Source organism: Micromonospora sp. H61, assembly GCF_018070325.1.
Taxonomy (GTDB): Bacteria; Actinomycetota; Actinomycetes; order Mycobacteriales; family Micromonosporaceae; genus Micromonospora; species Micromonospora salmantinae.
Window position 1 is genome coordinate 38,727 of sequence record NZ_JAGPXY010000014.1, and the last position, 17,321, is coordinate 56,047.

At 70.1% G+C, this 17,321-nt stretch carries 16 protein-coding genes and 1 tRNA gene; 7 read left to right on the top strand and 10 right to left on the bottom strand.

Features of this window, described 5'->3' with window-relative positions; translation table 11 throughout:
* Positions 1-164 precede the first annotated feature (164 nt).
* The 3 genes from KBX08_RS09930 to KBX08_RS09940 all read right to left on the bottom strand — a co-directional run bounded on the left by KBX08_RS09930 (position 165) and on the right by KBX08_RS09940 (position 2,524).
* Entirely contained in the window at positions 165-806 is a 642-nt protein-coding gene (locus KBX08_RS09930; protein WP_210782649.1) for a hypothetical protein, read from the bottom strand.
* A 416-nt stretch (positions 807-1,222) separates the two neighbouring features.
* Positions 1,223-2,194 carry a hypothetical protein gene (locus KBX08_RS09935; RefSeq protein WP_210782651.1) on the bottom strand — a complete coding sequence of 324 codons (972 nt, stop codon included), beginning with the start codon at positions 2,192-2,194 and terminating at the stop codon, positions 1,223-1,225.
* Positions 2,195-2,437: 243 nt separating this feature from the next.
* Positions 2,438-2,524 (bottom strand) — tRNA-Ser (locus KBX08_RS09940).
* Positions 2,525-2,685: 161 nt separating this feature from the next.
* Between KBX08_RS09940 and KBX08_RS09945 the strand changes: the two genes are divergently transcribed.
* On the top strand, positions 2,686-3,684 hold the full coding sequence (locus KBX08_RS09945) for an NAD(P)H-quinone oxidoreductase (protein WP_210782653.1): 999 nt from the start codon (positions 2,686-2,688) through the stop codon (positions 3,682-3,684).
* On the opposite strand, the gene soxR is transcribed toward KBX08_RS09945, so the two are convergent.
* Positions 3,677-4,150, bottom strand: coding sequence for a redox-sensitive transcriptional activator SoxR (gene soxR / locus KBX08_RS09950; RefSeq protein WP_112637862.1), 474 nt, complete (start codon positions 4,148-4,150; stop codon positions 3,677-3,679). The genes KBX08_RS09945 and soxR overlap by 8 nt on opposite strands.
* A 47-nt stretch (positions 4,151-4,197) precedes the next feature.
* Between soxR and KBX08_RS09955 the strand changes: the two genes are divergently transcribed.
* Both KBX08_RS09955 and KBX08_RS09960 read left to right on the top strand, forming a co-directional pair.
* Positions 4,198-4,893 carry a transketolase gene (locus KBX08_RS09955; RefSeq protein WP_210782656.1) on the top strand — a complete coding sequence of 232 codons (696 nt, stop codon included), beginning with the start codon at positions 4,198-4,200 and terminating at the stop codon, positions 4,891-4,893.
* 5 nt (positions 4,894-4,898) lie between these two features.
* The gene (locus tag KBX08_RS09960; RefSeq protein WP_210782658.1) at positions 4,899-5,792 is read left to right on the top strand and encodes a transketolase family protein; all 894 of its coding nucleotides are present in this window, start codon (positions 4,899-4,901) and stop codon (positions 5,790-5,792) included.
* Here the strand turns inward: KBX08_RS09960 and KBX08_RS09965 are convergent.
* Positions 5,778-6,485: a glycosyltransferase family 2 protein gene (locus KBX08_RS09965; RefSeq protein ID WP_210782660.1), complete on the bottom strand. Its 708-nt coding sequence runs from the start codon at positions 6,483-6,485 to the stop codon at positions 5,778-5,780. The genes KBX08_RS09960 and KBX08_RS09965 overlap by 15 nt on opposite strands.
* Before the next feature lie 123 nt (positions 6,486-6,608).
* Between KBX08_RS09965 and KBX08_RS09970 the strand changes: the two genes are divergently transcribed.
* Both KBX08_RS09970 and KBX08_RS09975 read left to right on the top strand, forming a co-directional pair.
* Positions 6,609-8,828: a glycosyltransferase family 39 protein gene (locus KBX08_RS09970; RefSeq protein WP_247669171.1), complete on the top strand. Its 2,220-nt coding sequence runs from the start codon at positions 6,609-6,611 to the stop codon at positions 8,826-8,828.
* A gap of 210 nt (positions 8,829-9,038) precedes the next feature.
* Positions 9,039-10,640: a ricin-type beta-trefoil lectin domain protein gene (locus KBX08_RS09975; RefSeq protein WP_210782662.1), complete on the top strand. Its 1,602-nt coding sequence runs from the start codon at positions 9,039-9,041 to the stop codon at positions 10,638-10,640.
* Positions 10,641-10,679: 39 nt separating this feature from the next.
* Here the strand turns inward: KBX08_RS09975 and KBX08_RS09980 are convergent, their stop codons facing one another.
* The 5 genes from KBX08_RS09980 to KBX08_RS10000 form a co-directional block, all read right to left on the bottom strand.
* The gene (locus KBX08_RS09980; RefSeq protein ID WP_210782663.1) at positions 10,680-11,279 is read right to left on the bottom strand and encodes a hypothetical protein; all 600 of its coding nucleotides are present in this window, start codon (positions 11,277-11,279) and stop codon (positions 10,680-10,682) included.
* Between the two features lie 56 nt (positions 11,280-11,335).
* On the bottom strand, positions 11,336-12,802 hold the full coding sequence (locus tag KBX08_RS09985; RefSeq protein WP_210782664.1) for a HAMP domain-containing sensor histidine kinase: 1,467 nt from the start codon (positions 12,800-12,802) through the stop codon (positions 11,336-11,338).
* The gene (locus tag KBX08_RS09990; protein WP_210782665.1) at positions 12,795-13,487 is read right to left on the bottom strand and encodes a response regulator transcription factor; all 693 of its coding nucleotides are present in this window, start codon (positions 13,485-13,487) and stop codon (positions 12,795-12,797) included. Before KBX08_RS09990 ends, KBX08_RS09985 begins: the two co-directional genes overlap by 8 nt.
* Before the next feature lie 89 nt (positions 13,488-13,576).
* On the bottom strand, positions 13,577-14,083 hold the full coding sequence (locus KBX08_RS09995; RefSeq protein ID WP_210782667.1) for a hypothetical protein: 507 nt from the start codon (positions 14,081-14,083) through the stop codon (positions 13,577-13,579).
* A 111-nt stretch (positions 14,084-14,194) separates the two neighbouring features.
* On the bottom strand, positions 14,195-15,202 hold the full coding sequence (locus KBX08_RS10000; protein ID WP_210782670.1) for a phosphotransferase: 1,008 nt from the start codon (positions 15,200-15,202) through the stop codon (positions 14,195-14,197).
* Positions 15,203-15,392: 190 nt separating this feature from the next.
* On the opposite strand from KBX08_RS10000, the gene KBX08_RS10005 reads away from it, so the two are divergent.
* Positions 15,393-16,331 carry a hypothetical protein gene (locus KBX08_RS10005; RefSeq protein ID WP_238687966.1) on the top strand — a complete coding sequence of 313 codons (939 nt, stop codon included), beginning with the start codon at positions 15,393-15,395 and terminating at the stop codon, positions 16,329-16,331.
* A gap of 86 nt (positions 16,332-16,417) precedes the next feature.
* Complete coding sequence (locus tag KBX08_RS10010; protein WP_210782672.1) at positions 16,418-17,308, top strand: maleylpyruvate isomerase family mycothiol-dependent enzyme; 891 nt, start codon at positions 16,418-16,420, stop codon at positions 17,306-17,308.
* Positions 17,309-17,321: the final 13 nt, after the last annotated feature.

Below are 17,321 nucleotides of genomic sequence, written 5' to 3' on the forward strand. Positions count from 1 at the left end.
CGCGTCCCGCATCGACGGCCAGGACGACCAGCGCGGAAACGCATAGAGGTGCCTGACGGTCGCAGAGAAGGCGGGTGACTGCGAACGGGTGATGCGAACGGCCGACCCAAGGTCGACCCTTCGCGTCGCCTCAATACTCTGCGTCTTTCTTAGCAAGTCAGCATTCAGGCGGCTATCGGTGCGAGATGGCGACCCACCGCCTCATTGAGTTCAGGGTCGGCCAGACGCAATGCCCCGTCGAATCGATGCTGAAGGTTGCTCACGAGCCGAGCGATTGTGTTGCCACAACCGCCCTGCTCCAAGTAGATGCGCATCCAGACATCACCAATATCGAACCGCAGCCGATGCCCTACGTGAAGATCTACCGCCTCCACCTCGGCCACGCCTTGAGAGGTGATCTCAGGCATACCCCATAGCCGAAAGGGTGCGCGTGACGAGAAAAGGGTTTCAAGAAAGCTTGGAAGATCCGGGATCGGTTTACTGAAGTGAATTACCACCGGGCCACCGGCCACGTTCCCGCCACCCTCTTCAGCGCCCGATGACTGCCAAGATAGCGCCTTTTGCTCGCACATTTCGACCAGTCGGCTGTACCGGTCAACTACTGTACTTACAAACAATGAATGCAGTTCGAAGGAGTCGCCGGATACAGCGAACTTACCCATCCGGTTAACAGCCTCTCGCACCACTCCGAAGTCTGCATCAGCCACGCTCGTCTCGACGCCATCAAACGACACGGCGGACCTAAATTCACTGCTACTTGATATGAAATCAAGAAGAGCTTCGGCATTGCGCCCGGAAAGCTGCACTCTAAGGTCTTCGGTATCGGCACCGACGCCCCCGAGTAGCGCCCTGCCTCGGAAGTCGGTCCGAACCCGCCGCGCCCGAGCTCCCGGCCAGATATGCCGAAGATGTTCGGAGGGTAGCCACATCCAGTCCAAATCGCGTCGGCTTCCGACCCAAGAATTCAATGTGGAAGAAGCCCGATCCGTCCTCATATCTGTGTGAAAGCTCCAGAAACGAGGATTCAACTGGTCTACCCAAAAGGTCCCGTGTTCGGTACTTACGCGAAAGATGTAAGCATCATCGGTAGCTTCGACGTCGCGTGAACCAGCAAGATCTTCCAGGTAAGCGCTCGGCTCATCCGTGTGAGCTTCAAGCACGAACGTCTTGGTCGGCGAGCCAGGGTTGAGAGTCAATGCGTTAGCCATGTCAGCCCGTACGCTCACGACCGACCCCCCTCCTCGTCAGACACCGTGTCGATGTCCTCAGCGTCATTATCCATAGTGACCAACTCGCTGAGCAGGTCCATTTGGTCAGGATTTGGAACGACCCTCCGCCGCCTTGATGCGCCCTGGCCCGTCCTAGCTAGCGCCTGATATGCCTGGGTTCGGCCACGGGGATCGTGATCTTCAGGAGTCCTCAAGAACCGGATCAAGCCCTCGGGGCGAACGTTCGCCGGGGGATCGAACGCGAACCTATCGGGAGCAGCTTCGACGATCTTCACGATCGCAGCTTTGACTGCCGATTTTAGCCTGTTCTGAGCAGCATGACCATAAAGTCCGTAATGAGGCGCGACTCGCTCCGTCAGCCCCGTCAGGGTGAGAAAGGGAGTCCGGTTCGCCAAGGCGGCCACCATCGCAGGCCGCACGTGCCGTTCCACGGCGTCAGAAGGGGACTCTGGGTCGAAGGCGATGATCCTCGGCGGCGGGGCTTTCAGTGTTACGCCCTCCTGAAGCGCGGCTCGAAGGCGCTCCGACGCGTAGTCAGCGTCGTGGAGCTCGATACGACGATCACCGACCCCGAGCACCGGGAACAGAAAGCCGATGGTCTTCAGGCCAAGACGGATCCGCTCGGCGTTCTCATCAAGGCACAGGTACAGGGTCTCAATCGTCGGCGTAGTCCTGTGACGAAGGTCCACGTAGGCGGCCTGCACGGCATTGGCAGCTGGCATCGCAGCGTAGGCCCGCGCCTGGTCTTCCTCAACGTTTGCACCGGACTTCGACTCGCACTGCACCAGATGGTTCGTCGCCTCGTGGAAGAGCAACACGTCAATCACGGCTTTTCCGGCAGGACCAACCGCCGGCACCTCTAGACCGACCACCCTGAAACCGGCTCCTGCCAAGAGCGAAGGGTTGACGTCGCCCGCGGTGACCAGCCCCAGGAGCGCGTTGACCGGTTGGAGCCGTGCCTCCACGCTGAAACCCCCTCTCGCCGCTCCGCCGACCATATCGCCGGACGCGAGCTAGGGCTGCTTCCGCCACGTCTAGTTCTAATGGGCCGGTTGGACGTCGCTCCCGGCAACTTTGCCGCTGATTTGCCGCGACCAGTGAAACGCGACCGCCCCGGACGAGACGAAGTGATAATGATTCACTATCGATTGGCACGTCCCATGATCGGTGTTCGCGCTGGTCATGGGACGCTTTGCTGTGTAGAGGGGCGGAGGGTGTGGGATTCGAACCCACGAAGACATCGCTGCCTTACCGGTTTTCAAGACCAGCGCCATCGGCCACTAGGCGAACCCTCCTGGGCCGCCACCCGTGGGCGTACGGCCACGCATAGTCTGCCACGGCTCGCTCCGGGCGGCCCGGCGTCCCTCCCCGGTGCGCCGGCCAGCCGGTCTGCTGCGTCCACTGTGGGCTGGACGGTGCGCCTGCGACACCCGGGAAGATCGGGAAGACTGGGCCCATGCGAGCCATCACGATTCCCCAGCCCGGTGGACCTGACGCGCTGGTCTGGGCCGAGGTGCCCGACCCGGAGCCGGGCCCGGACGAGGTCATCGTGGATGTGCGGGCCAGTGGGGTCAACCGCGCTGACCTGCTGCAACGGCAGGGGCACTACCCGCCGCCGCCGGGTGCGCCCGCGTACCCCGGGTTGGAATGCTCTGGGGTGATCACGGAGGTTGGCGCGCAGGTCGCCGGGTGGGCGGTCGGGCAGCAGGTCTGCGCGCTGCTGGCCGGCGGCGGGTACGCGGAGCGGGTCGCCGTTCCCGCCGGGCAGTTGCTGCCGGTGCCCGCCTGCGACCCGGTCGACGCCGCGGCGCTGCCCGAGGTGGCCTGCACGGTGTGGTCGAACCTGGTCCAGGTGGCGCGGCTCGGCGCGGGCGACACGCTGCTGGTGCACGGCGGCGGCAGCGGGATCGGCACCTTCGCCATTCAGCTCGGGGCGGCCCTCGGCGTGACAGTGCTCACCACCGCGCGGGAGGCCAAGCACGACCGGCTGCGTGAGCTGGGCGCGGCACACATCATCGACTACCGGGAGCAGGACTTCGTCGAGGAGGTCCGGCGGGTCACCGACGGGCGCGGCGTGGACGTCATCCTCGACATCATGGGTGGGTCCTACCTGGGGCGGAACGTGTCCGCGCTGGCCACCGGCGGTCGGCTCGTGGTGATCGGGATGCAGGGTGGGCGCAAGGCCGAGTTGGATCTCGGCGCGCTGCTGGCCAAGCGGGCCAGCGTCACCGCGACGTCGCTACGGTCCCGTCCGCTCGCCGAGAAGGCGGAGATCGTCCAGGGCGTACGGGACGAGGTGTGGCCGTTGGTCGAGGCGGGCCGGATCCGGCCGATCGTGGACCGGCGGCTGCCGATGACCGAGGCGGCGCAGGCGCACCGGCTCGTCGAGTCCAATGACCACTTCGGCAAGGTGCTGCTCACCCGCCCGCCGGGCGGAGGGTCGGCCGTCAGCTGAGCGAGCCTGCCAGGGTCGGGTCGTCGGTCGGTCGGGGCAGCACCAGCCGGGCGCCCGGGCCCTCGCCGGCCAGGGTGTCCTCGGGGTTGTTGAGCGTGCAGCGCTGCAGGGACAGGCAGCCGCAGCCGATGCAGCCGTCCAGGTCGTCGCGGAGCTTGGTGAGCAGCCGGATCCGCTCGTCCAGGCGGCTGCGCCAGCTCGCCGACAGCCGCGCCCAGTCCTGCGGGCTCGGGGTGCGGGCCTCGGGGAGCGAGTCGAGCGCCTCCCGGATCTCGTCGAGCGAGACGCCGACCTGCTGGGAGATCCGGATGAAGGCGACCCGCCGCAGCTCGGCACGGGCGTAGCGGCGCTGGTTGCCGCCGGTGCGGTCGGCGCGAATCAGCCCGAGTCGCTCGTAGTAGCGCAACGCCGACGGTGCCACCCCGGAGCGGGCGGACAGCTCACCGATCGTCAATAGATCCGGCATCACCAGGTCCTTGAGTTGAAGTGCACTTCAACTCACACAGTAGTGGCATGACCACCACACTGCCCACCACCAGCAGTGCCCGCCTGCCCGGGCTGATCCGACGACTGACCGGCGACGAGAAGCACGCGCCGAGCGCGCACTCCACCGTCGACGTGCTCCAGGTGCTCTACGACCGGGTGCTGCGGGTCACCCCCGACACCGCCGACGACCCGGAGCGGGACCGGTTCCTGCTCTCCAAGGGCCACGGGCCGGCCGCCTACTACGCGGTGCTCGCCGCCTACGGCTTCATTCCGGACGCCTGGCTCGACGACCTGGCCGGCTCGGAGAGCCGGCTCGGCCACCACCCGGACCGACTCCTGGTGCCGGGGGTCGAGATCGGCTCCGGCTCCCTCGGGCACGGGCTCGGGCTGGCCGTCGGGACCGCGCTCGGCCTGCGCGCCCAGGGGCTGCTCAACCCCCGGGTGTACGTGCTGCTCGGCGACGCCGAACTGGACGAGGGATCCAACCACGAGGCGATCGCGTACGCGGGAGCGACCGGCCTGGACAGCCTCACCGCGGTCGTGGTCGACAACTCGTCGGCCAGCCACGGATGGGCCGGTGGCATCGCCAGCCGGTTCACCGTCAACGGTTGGACCGCCGACACCGTCGACGGCCGCAACCACGAAGCCCTGTACGCGGCGCTGACCGGGCACCGACCACGACACCCGCACCTGGTGGTCGCCCGCATCGAGAGCAAGGGATGACGGACATGCGTACCGCCTTCATCGACACCACCACAGCGCTTCTCGACGAGGATCCGCGCACCGCACTGGTGCTGGCCGACATCTCGGCGAGCCAGTTCGCCGCAGCCGGCCACCGCCACCCGGACCGGGTGCTCAACGTCGGGATCCGGGAGCAACTGATGATCGGTGTGGCCGGCGGGCTCGCCCTGACCGGGCTGCGTCCGATCGCGCACTCGTACGCGACGTTCCTGGTGGACCGGGCGTACGAGCAGATCAAGTTGGATCTGGACCACCAGGGCGTGGGCGCCGTCCTGGTCAGCATCGGCGCGTCGTACGACGGGTCGGCTGAGGGCCGCACCCACCAGTCACCCGGGGACGTGGCGCTCTTCGACTCGCTCGGTGACGGCTGGACGGTTCGGGTGCCCGGCCACCCGGACGAGGTGGCGCCGCTGCTGCGCAACGCCGCGACCAGCGACGATCCGGTCTACCTGCGGCTCTCCGAGCAGCGCAACGCCGAGGCGTACCCGGACGCCACACGGCTACGGGTGCTTCGGCGGGGCCTGACGAACGCGCCGCTCGTGGTGGCGGTCGGACCGATGCTCGACCCCACTCTGGCGGCGACCGAGGGAATGGACGTGACAGTGGCGTACACCCACACGCCCCGGCCGCTCGACACGCCCGGGCTGCGGGCGCTCGCCAACACCGACGTGGTGCTGGTCGAGCCGTACCTGGCGGGGACGTCGAGCGCGCTCGTCAGCCGGGCCCTGGCGGACGTACCGCACCGGCTGCTCGCCCTCGGGGTGGGTCAGACCGACCTGCGACGGTACGGCGATCCGGCCGACCACGCCCGGTGGCATGGTCTGGACGCCGACGGCCTGCGGCGGTCGATCAGCGCGTTCCTGGGGTCAGTTGGCGGCTGAGACGGCGGGGCGGCGGCGAGCGCGCTCGCGCCCGAGGATCCAGATCGCCTCGACGCCGTCCTTCCAGGTGATCTTCTTGCCCTCTTCCCGGCCGCGTGCCCGGTAGCTGATCGGCACCTCGTACGGCCGGATCCGGCGACGCAGCAGCTTGCCGGTCACCTCGGCCTCCATGCCGAAGCCGCGCGAGCGCACCTCGAGCGACCGGTAGAGCGCCACCGGCATCAGCTTGAAGCAGGTCTCCAGGTCGCCGATGTACGAGTTGAACAGCACGTTGGCCGCCATCGTGACGCCCTTGTTGCCCATCACGTACCAGAAGCTGTAGGCGCTGTGGCTGCCGAAGGTGCGATTGCCGTAGACCACCTTGGCCCGACCGTCGAGCACCGGGTCGAGCAGCTTGGGGATGTCCTGCGGGTCGTACTCCAGGTCGGCGTCGAGGATGACCATGTAGTCACCCTCGGCGCTGTCGACCGCCGTCTTGATGGCGGCACCCTTGCCGGCGTTGCGCTGGTGGGTGATGACCCGCAGGCGCGCGTCGTCGGCGCGACCGAGGACCTCGCCGGTGCCGTCGCGGCTGCCGTCGTCGACGACTACCAATTCGATCTCACAGGGATAGTCCACCGCCAATGCCTGCTTGAGGGCATCCGCGATGCGTTCTTCCTCGTTGTAGACCGGCATGAGGATCGAGAGCTTCACGGGGATCTCCACGGTGGCGGCAACACGTCGGCCATAGCCTAGCCTGGTTGGTTTGTTTACCGCGTACCGCTACCGCTGGGCAGTCCGCGCGGCGGCCTCAGATCAATGGTGTTTACTTCCGCCATGTCGGCTGCCGGCTCCCTGCTCGCGGTGATTCCTGTCGCTGCGGTGCTCCTGCTCATCGTCGCGGCGATGCCACGCGAGGCTGGCGCGGTGGCACCGCTGCGGCTCGCCGTGGTCCGCGCCGTCCTGCTCAGCGGGGCGTACGCGGTGCTCGTCGTCGAGGTGCTCGGCGCGTCGCACGCGCTGACCCGAGGCGCGTTCACAGTCGCCTGGCTGCTCTTCCTGGTCGCGGCCGCGGCGGCGGCCGGTCTGCGCTGGCGACGGGCGACCCGCCTCGGGCGGCCGGCCGCCGCCGCACCGGTGCCGGTCAGCGCTGCGCCGGCAGTCAGCACCGCACCGCAGCCGGTGCCGGTCGGCGCGGTGGTGTCCGGTGGCGGACCTGACGTGTCCGCCCCGGCCGCCGAGCGCGGTGAGCCCGGCCCCGCGCCGACACAGGCTGGTCGGGGGTTCGCTGACCTTCGTGCCGTAGCGGTCGACGCGTGGCGGGCGGCCCGACCGGGTGAGCGGCTCCTCGCCGGCACTGTCGGCGGGCTGGTCCTGGTGGAGCTGCTGGTCGCGCTGCTGGCCGAGCCGAACAACTTCGACTCGCAGACGTACCACCTGCCGAAGGTGGAGCACTGGGTGGCCCAGGGCGACCTGGACTTCTGGCCGACCGCCATCCACCGGCAGGTGACCATCCCGCCCGGAGCCGAGTACCTGCTGCTGCACCTGCGCCTGCTCACCGGCGGGGACCACCTGCACAACCTGGTGCAGTGGGCGGCCGGGGTGGTCTGCCTCCTGGTGGCCGCACGGATCACCGCACAGCTCGGCGGCGGCCGGCGGGCCCAGTTGCTCACCGCGTTCGTGCTGGCGACCACGCCGATGGTGGTGCTCCAGGCGACCAGCACGCAGACCGACCTGATCTGCGCGGCGTGGGTGGCCTGCGCGGCGACCCTGGCGCTGGACGGGCTGAGTCGACGGACCGGCTGGGGCACGTTGCTCGGGCTGGGGGCGGCGACCGGGCTGACCGCGGTGACCAAGACCAGCGGCCTGATCGCGGTCGGCCCGCTGCTGGTGCTCTGGGGACTGGCCCAGTTGAGGCTGGCCCGGACCGATCGATCGGCACCGGCTGGCCCGGCGACACCCGGTGGGGGTCGGCGTTCCTGGCCGGTCGGCGGGCTGGCCCGCACCGTCGGCGGTTCGGTGCTGATCCTGGTGGTCGCTGCCGTGGTGGTCGGCCCGTTCCTGGCCCGGGTGACCGCCGAGTTCGGGCACCCGCTGGGGCCGCCCCGGCTGCGCGAGTCCATCCCGATGGAGCGGCACGACCCGGCGTCGATAGTGGTCAACGCGCTGCGGATCGGGCACACCGCGTTCGACACGCCGCTGGCGCCACTGCGTCGGGCCGGGGCCGAGGTGATCATCAGCGGCGCCGAGGCGGTCGGGGTCGACCCGCAGGACCGCGCGATCACCTTCGGGCGGGAGCTGTTCCCGGAGCCGGCCTGGTATCCGGACGAGGACCGGGTGGCGTTTCCGCTGGCCGGGGCGTTGGCGGTGATCGGTGCGGTGATCGCGCTCGCCCGACCACGGCGGATCGCCCCCGAGCGGGCCGGGTCGCTGCGGGCGTACGCCGTGGTGGTGCTGACCGCCGTGCTGCTGCACACCGCGATGATCAAGTGGCAGCCGTGGGGCAACCGGCTGCTGCTCTACGCCGTGGTGCTCGCCGTGCCCCTCGCCGGCCTCTGGCTGGACGCTCTCCTGCGCAACCGCGCGGGTGGGCGTCGTTCGGTTGCCACAGTGGCGGCCCTCACCGTGCTGGCCACCTCGGCGCTGGCCGGAGTGCTCGCGCTGTCGTACGGCTTCCCGCGCCGGCTGGTCGGCGCCGGCTCGGTCTTCACCACCTCGGACTGGGACACCCGGTTCCTGCGCCGCCCCCAGTGGGCCGACGAGTTCCGCTGGGCGGCGGCCGCGGTCCAGGACAGCGGTGCGCGACGGATCGGTCTGGTGCAGCAGAACGACAACTGGGAGTACCCGTGGTGGCTGCTGCTGCGGCAGCCCGACGGCGGCTCACCGGACCTGGTGGCGTTGCAGTCCGTGTTGCCGGAACGACCGCCGGCCGACCCCTCCTCGGTCGACGCGATCGTCTGCACCGGCACCGAGGCGGCCTGCGCCAAACTCGTCCCGGCCGGCTGGCGGCTGGAGTTCCGCGGCTACGTCGGCTACGCCCTGCCGCCGGGCCGCTGAACCAGAAGTCGGCCGCACCGCCGCCCGGCCGCTGCACCAGAAGTCGGCTCGGCGCCGCCGTGGCGCTGGCGCGCGGGCCCGGATAGTCCGATCCGGGCGGTTCTGCATCCCGCGCGCAAGGATCTGAGGCGCATTCACATCTGTTGATCCGCACGTTACCGTCTGGTAACTCAATCGACGTCCCGCGATTGAGCCGAAAGGAGTGCGTCGATGCCTGCAATCCCCGCCAGGCCCGAACGCGCGACCCGACGACGGGCCATCACCGTCGCCGTCGCCGTCGCCGCTCTCGTCCTACCGATGCTCGCCGGACCGGCCACCCCCGCCACCGCCGCCGACCGACCAACCGTCCAACCACTGCCCGCCAACCTCGAAGCCATCCGGGCCGCCGAGGCGACCGCCCTCTACGGCAGCCCGGCGATCCGCCCGATCGAGCAACGGCGTACCGCGTTGATCACCATGGGTGACAGCGAGATCTCCGGTGAGGGGGTCGGCAACTACGTCCCCGGCACCCACCAGGACGGCAACTGGTGCGACCGCTCGTACGACCAGGCGGTCTTCCGCACCGGCATCACGTCGGACGCGCAGTACAACATCGCCTGCTCCGGTGCCACCCCCTGGAACCTGATCGCCGGCGGCCCGACCCAGCACAACGAGCTGAACCAGGGCGACTACCTGGGCATCAAGGCGCGCAACACGCACGTGAAGCTGATCTGGGTGGTGGTCGGCGCGAACGGTGACGGCACCATCCAGTTCGGTCCGGTCGCCACCGACTGCGCCGTCCGCCGGGTCTTCTTCCAGGGCGCCTGCTACCCCACCTACACCGACCAGTGGACGATCCGCACCGACGGCAGCCGGCAGGCAGTGGAGTCGGCGCTGACCGACATCCGGCAGACCATGACCAACGCCGGCTACCTGCGGTCGGACTACGAACTGGTGCTGATGTCGTACCCGAGCCCCGGCAGCCCGGACGTGGAGGACAACCCCAACTTCCCCGGCTGGTACTCCGGCGGTTGCCTGCTCTACCTGGCCGACGCGGCGTTCGCCCGCAACAAGGCGGTGCCGATGTTCGAGTCGGCGCTGCGCTCGGCCGCGGCGAACACCGGCACCCGCTACCTGGACGCCAGCCGGCTCTTCCACGGGCACGAGGTGTGCACCGACAACACCTCGGTCCGTGGCCTCTACATCGAGGTCGGCATCTGGAACGAGAACGCCGCCCGACAGTCGTTCCACCCCAACGCCCGTGGGCACGGCATGTTCGCCCAGTGCATCACCCAGTTCTGGAACTCCGGGCAGACGCGGGCCAGCTGCGTCGACCCGGCCAGCACCGGCGGTGGCGTGCTCTACCCGGGTCTGCTGGACTTCAAGCAACTGCGCAACCTGGCCACCGGCACCTGTGTCGACGGCAAGGGGTACGACTCCCGCAACGGCACCGCGCAGCAGCCGTACTCCTGCCACGGTGGGCGCAACCAGGGCTTCTGGTACGACTCGGCCCGGCGGTCGCTGCACTCGGAGCTGTCCCACGACCGTTGCCTGGACGTCGCCAACAGCTCGATGACCGCCGGCACCGCTGTCAACATCTACGACTGCAACGGCACCGGCGCGCAGAAGTTCGTCTTCGTGGGTAACCAGATCAGGCCGGCGAGCGCCAACAACCTCTGCGTGGCGTTCGACAACCCGCTGCTGGGCAGCTCTCGCCTGCGGTTGGCGAACTGCTCCAGCAGCACCCGGCAGCAGTGGTCGTTCGAGGCCCGTACCGCCGCCAACCCGGTCGGCTACGGTCACGACGACTTCATCGGCTCCCGCGTCTACTGACGAGGGAAGGGGCCCTGGCCTCGGCCAGGGCCCCTTCGCTCACTTGGCGCGGGGAACGAGGACGAGCCGGGCCACGCCCTTCTCGCCGTTCTTCGCGCCGGCGACGCCGAGCGTCGCGCCGACAGTTATCTCGCTCGGCTGCACTGTGGCCCGCCGCTCGACCACCCGCAGGTCGTCGCCGAAGGTCCAGGTCATGGTGAAGCCGTCGGTGGACTTGACGGTCATCGAGTCCCCGTCGATCGCTGTCACCTCGCCGCGCTGCACGGCGACGGTCTGCGTACCGCCGTCCTTCGTCTTCACCACCGCCTCACCGTGCAGGGTGTTCTTGCGCAGCAGCACGCGGGCCTGGCGGCGCTTGCGCCACTCCTCACCGCGCTTCTCCCGGGCCTTCTCCTGCGCGCTGGGGGACGCACCCGGCGTCGCCGTGGCCGGTGCGGCGACGGTCAGCACATCCAGGTCGTCGGCGTCGAAGCCCATCGCGGCCAGCGCCTGACCCTCGACCCCCATGGCGGCGGCGACGTCGACGGCGACATCCCGGGCGGGTTGGCTGGCCACCTCGGCCGCGCCGCAGCCGCTGACGCCGAGCGCGACCGCCGCGAGCAGTGCCGTGGTGCCGGTGGCGATACCCCAACGTGGCATGACTCTCCCTCTCGTCCGTGGAGCCCTCAGCCTTCCCGGGAACGACGAGCGGAGCGTCAGGCCGATGTTCGGGTCAGGTAAGGATCACCGGGCAACCGGACGGCGAAGGCGGCGCCGCCCTCCGGCGCGTGCCCCGCGGCGATCTCCCCGCCCAACCGGCGGACCAGCCCGGCGGCCAGCGCCAACCCCAGGCCGCTGCCCACCTTGCGCACCCCCCGGTAACGCTCGTGCAGCGCACCGCGTTCGAAGGCCACCGCCAGGTCGTCGTCGGTGAAGCCGGGCCCGCCGTCGCGAACCTCCAACACGCCGCCGTGCGCCGGGTCCGCGCCGGCCGGCCGGACCGCGAGCACCACCGGCGCCCCCGGGGGTACGACCCGCAGCGCGTTCTCCAGCAGCCCGTCCAGCACCTGCCGGATCCGCCCCGGATCGGTGTACGCGGGCACCGGCTGACCGGGCGTCTCCACCCGGAACGACACGCCCACCGCCGCGCACCGACCGGACCAGGTCGGCTCCGCGTCCACTGCCAGTTGGGTCAGGTCCACCGGCACCGGTTCGAGGGGAAAGTCGGCGGCCTCCAGCCGGGCCAGTGCCAACAGGTCGCCGATCAGCCGGTCCAGGTGTTGGGCCTCGGCCAGCATCGTCCGACCGGTGTCCACGGTGTCGTCGGCACCGAGCACCCCGTCGGCGAGCGCCTCGGCGTACCCCCGGATCGCTGTCAGCGGGGTACGCAGCTCGTGCGAGACGGAGAGCAGGAACTCCCGCTGTCGGCCCTCGCTGGTGGCCAGCGCGGCAGCCAGACCGTTCAACGCCTCGGCCAGGTCGGCGACCTCGTCCGGCGACTCGACCGGCACCCGGACGGCACGGTCACCGGCGCGCAGCCGGGCGGCGGCGGTGGCCGCGACACGGATCGGCCGGGCCAACCGACGGGCCAGCAGCAGCCCGGCCACCACGCCGGCGGTCAACCCGGCCAGCAGCGGCAACCACAGACTGAGCAGCACCCGTGCCCACAGCCCGTTGGCCAGCGGACGGGAGAGCACCACCCCGTTGCCGCCGGGCAGGGCCCGACCCTCGACCAGGGCCCGCTCACCGTTGACCGAGCGGCGGGCCGACACGTTGCGGCCCTGCCCGATCCGCTGCACCACCCGCGGTGGCAGGCCCGCCCGGTCCACCGCCCCGCGGCGGATGAGGTACGCGTCGATGCCCTGGGCGCGCAGTTGCTGGATGAGCCGTTCCTCGTCGGCTCCGCGACCCCGGTCGAGGCGGGTCCGCAGCACCTCGGCGGCGAGTCGGGCCTGGGCGGCGAGCGCCTCCTGCTCGCTCCGCTCCGCGCCACGGATCGCCAACGGCACCGCGACGATGGCGGTGACCAGCACCGACACCAGCGCCACCGCGCAGGTGACGAGCACCGCGCGGGCGGTCAGCGTACGGCCGAGTCGGCCTCGTCGGGGTGCGGTGGGTGGGGTGGCGCCGACCACCGGCAGGGCCATGGTCGGCGACTCGACGTGCCCGGGGTGGTCAGGCATCGACCGCGTACCCGACGCCACGATGGGTCCGGATCACACTCGCCCGGCCGAGCTTCGCCCGCACCTGGGCGACGTGCACGTCCACCGTCCGGGTGCCGGCGTGCGCCGCGTAGCCCCAGACTCCGGCCAGCAACTCCTCCCGGGTGAAGACCCGGCCGGGCCGGGCCATCAGGTGAGCCAGCAGGTCGAACTCGGTGGAGGTGAGCTGCACCGGGGCACCGGCGGCGGTGACCGTGCGGCGGGCCGGGTCGAGCATCACCGGGCCGACGACACGTGGCCGGTCCGCGCCCTCCGGGCCGCCCGCGGATCGGCGCAGCACCGCGCGGACCCGGGCAACCAGCTCCCGGGGGCTGAACGGCTTGGTGACGTAGTCGTCGGCGCCCAACTCCAGGCCGACGATCCGGTCCACCTCGTCGTCGCGGGCGGTGAGGAAGATGACCGGGGTCCAGTCGCCGGCCTCGCGCAGCCGGCGGCAGATCTCGGTGCCGGGCAGACCCGGCAGCGCGATGTCCAGGACGCAGGCCACCGGACGCAACCGGCGGGCCGCGCTCAGACCAGCCGCGCCGTCACGCTCCAGGTGGACGCCGAACCCGTCCCGGGTCAGGTAGAGCCGGACCAGGTCGGCGATGGCCGGCTCGTCCTCCACGACGAGGACGAGCCCGCGATGCGGTGGTTCGACTGTCACCGGCCCATGATTGCCGACTGCGAAGGCTCGGCGCGATCTGTGTGTGTTCGAGTTCGGTAAAGGCCGGGCGACGCCCGGTCGGGGTCAGCTCACCAGGACGGAGCGAACATCCCGGGCCGGGCGGCGGCCGGTGCGTCACCGATGCTGGCGACGACCCGGGCGCCGGGCGGCCGCAGGCGGGTCCGGAACGCCTGGTTGAGCAACGCGTCGAGCTGCCAGACCTGCTTCGGGTGACTGGTCCGGATCAGGAACCGCTCACGGATCCCGTCGATCGCGGTGGCCGCCATCTCCACCGACTGCAGCCGCGGGTCCGGGCTCCAGGTGACGTTGCTCAGCTCGCGCAACTCGGTGTTGAGATGCAGGCGCAGTCGGTGCAGGAGGCGGGTCTGCTGGGTCACCACCAGCCGACGGTGGGTGAGTAGCAACAGGTAGTCGCCGGTGACCGGGCGGTCGGGGCGGCTGCAACGGGTGATCAGGATGGTGGCGTCACCGGAGCCGACGCAGCGCCGGAAGACCGGCATGTGCCGGCTCACCGTCTGCACGGCCAGGCCAGCCTCGGCGGCGGCCGGGAGGAACGTTCGGGAGAAGACGTCCATGACCTGCCCAACGACGTCCCCAGCAGGGTGATGTGGGTCACGCGGGATTTTTGGAAGTTCCACGCTGCCTGTCGCACTGCCTGTCCGACTTCCGACTCGGACGGATCATGGTCAGGAGTTCGGCTGAAGTGGACTGGCGGCGAACAGCTCCTCCAGCCAGCCCGGGACCGCGTCGGCGTACTCGGCGCGGGACTCCTCGGGAGTGTCCAGTGCCCGACGCCAGGAGAGTGACCGGCTCACCGGCCCCAGGGCGATCGCGAGGTCGGCGGCCTCCACGAGCGTCCGCCGGTCGTACCGGTCGGTCCACGCCTCCAGGTACGCGTCACGCAACCGCACCAGTCGGGCGTCGGCGGCGGCGAGCTTCCCGGCGTGCCCGATGGAGCGCAGGGTCACCAGCAGCGTGCCGAACGGGTGCGCCACCGAGGCGTCGCCCCAGTCGAAGTACCGGTACCCGTCCGCGCCGGCGAAGACGTTGCCGTCGTGCAGGTCGTCGTGTTGCACGGTCGCCGGAATGCCGAGGTCGGCGAGCCGACGGCACCGCTCGGCGTACGACGGCACCTCCGCCCGCAGCCGGTCGTACACCTCGGGGTTGAGCCCCTCCTCCGCGCCGATCAACAGCGACGCGCGGTCGTCGAGCAGCTCGACGAACAGGTCGGCGAGCACCTCGGGCCGATGGTCCGGTACGCCGGAGGTGACCAGTTCGTCGGCCTGCGCCGCGGTGGCCAACTGGAGGGCGGCGTACCCGGGCAGCGCCCGCTCCCAGTGCGTCAGGTCCGGGTCGCGGGCCAGCAGGTCGCGCAGTGACTCGCCGCCGTCGGGCAGCAACGACCAGCCCCGTTCAGGGTCCACCGCGATCGGGGTCAGCACCCGCTCGGGCGCGAGCCGGGCCAGCGTCGCGATCAGGGCGGCCTCGTGCATCGTGCCCGGATTGTTGGCCTTGAACCAGACCGGACCATCGTCGGTCGGCACCCGCCACACCAACGACCACGGGCGGATCCGCGGCTCCACCGGCCCGGTCACTCGCCGACCCGCGCGAGTCAACTGCTCGTCGACCCAGGACCGGGCCTGCGTCTGCCACTGCTCGTCGGACCAGTCCGGAGCACGCTCGATCGTCGTCACGCTGGCACCCTAGGCCGTCTTCCCGAAGTTGGGGACCGCTTATTCCACCGCCGCCGGCACGGCACGACGTCCCACCGGAGGCCGTGACATCTGCCGACTGCGCACCCTGGGAGATGCGCCGAGGAAGCTCCGAGCGAAATCATCGCTGCGCACAGTAATTAGTGCTCGAATCGGCTCGGGGAGTAGAGCTATGACGGGAACGCCAACCACAGCCCCTCGAAACGTCGCGCGCCCCTCCGTCGCCGATCGTCCACCACGCAACGGCGTCATCATCGCGGTCAGCGTGGCGGCCGGGGTCCTACTGGCGGTGCTCTGGTCTTACGAGTTCGTCGACTCGGTCATCGGTGACAGCGTCGCCAGCGGGATCCTCGGTCACGATGCGAAGGCGACGGCGATCTCCGGTACCGCCGCCGGCCTGGTGTTCGCATTCGTGTCCGGCCTCGCCGGCACGTTCACCGCGTGCAACATCGCGATGCTCGCGTCCATCGGGCCGCTCGGCGCGGCAAGCTCCGCCAACGGTGACCGGCTCCGGCTGCTGCTGCGGCCGGTCGGCTACCTCACCCTGGGCATGGTCGCCGTCGCCGCGGTGTACGGGTTCGTCGGGGTCCTGCTGGGTGACCGGCTCCCCCAGCTGTCCACCGACACCGCCGGTGGGGTGCCGGTACGCATCATCCAGTCGTCGGTGGTGTTCGGCGTCATCGGGCTGGCCCTCATCTATCTCGGGCTGGCCGCGATCCGGGCGGTGCCGGACGTGTTCGCCGACCGGCCGGTCGCACGGGTGATCACCCTCGGCGCGCTCATCGGCGGCTTCCTCATCGGCCGGCCGTACCCGTTGTTCAACAAGCTGTTCCACTGGGCGGTCGACAGCGGCAACCCACTGTACGGTTCGGCCGCGTTCGTGCTGCAGTCCCTCGGCAACATCGTCGTGGTCACCGCGCTGTTCGCGTTGCTGATCATGCTCACCCGCGGCCGGTTCATCAGCTGGCTCGCCGCCGACGTACGACGCAGCATGGTGATCAGCGGCGCGCTGCTCATCGCCCTGGGCGTCTTCACGGTCGTGTACTGGGACGTCCGGGTGCCCTCGATCTTCGGCTTCGGCTGGTTCCCCACCATGTTCTACAACCACTGACGCCGGTCCTGCCGCTGCCGCTGCCGCTGCCGAAGAATGGCACATTCGAAGATGTTTCGGCGCGCTGGATGCTCGATGCTGTTCGTGTGACTGGCGGGGCGGATCAGGACCGGTGGAGTGTGGCCAACACGGCACTGCGAACGGCCACCGACCGGTTCACCGATTTGGTGGCCGCCGCGCCCTCACCCGACGTCATGGCGACTGCCGACTGGACAGTGGCCGACACCCTCGCGCACGTGGTGTCGATCGCGATGCTGTACGTGTCGAGGCTGGACGGCACCGAGGTCCCCATCCGGGTGCCGGGGCTGGAGGACATGCTGGCCAGCACGAATGTGGACACGGTGGCCGACGTCAACACACAGGTGCTCGCCCACTTCACCGAGCGCGACCCGGAGGTGCTGCTGACGCAGCTGAACAACCTGGTCGGCCGCCTCCTGACGACGTCGGCCGATCCGCGCTCGACGGTGAGTTGGCTGGGCAACGCGAGGGTGACGGTCGGCGGACTGTTCGCCCACCTGACCAACGAGCTGCTCGTGCACGGCTGGGACATCGCGCGGGCGCTCCGCCGGCCGTGGCCGATGCCGGACGAGCACGCCGCGCTCTACTGGGACCTGTTCATGTTCGACATGCTGCGCGACACGTACGGGGTGCTGCTCAACACCGAGCTGCCGATGCCCCGGCACCACGTGTCGGTGCAGTTCCGCTCGCGGTACGCGCCGACGACGACGCTGACCCTGGGCGACCGCCGGGTGTGGATCGCGCCACCCGACGCCCCGTTCGACGCGAGCGTGACGTTCCGCCCCGCCCGGTTCAACCTGATGATGTTCGGCCGGATCAGCATCGCGCAGGCGGTGCTGCGGCGCGACGTCGTCATCGGCGGGCCGAGGCCGTGGCGGCTGCCCGCGTTCCTCAGGGTCGTGCACATGCCCAACGCCCGGCTCGCGCCCCCACCAGCATCCGGGCCCCAACGGAGGTGACCGGCGGGCGACG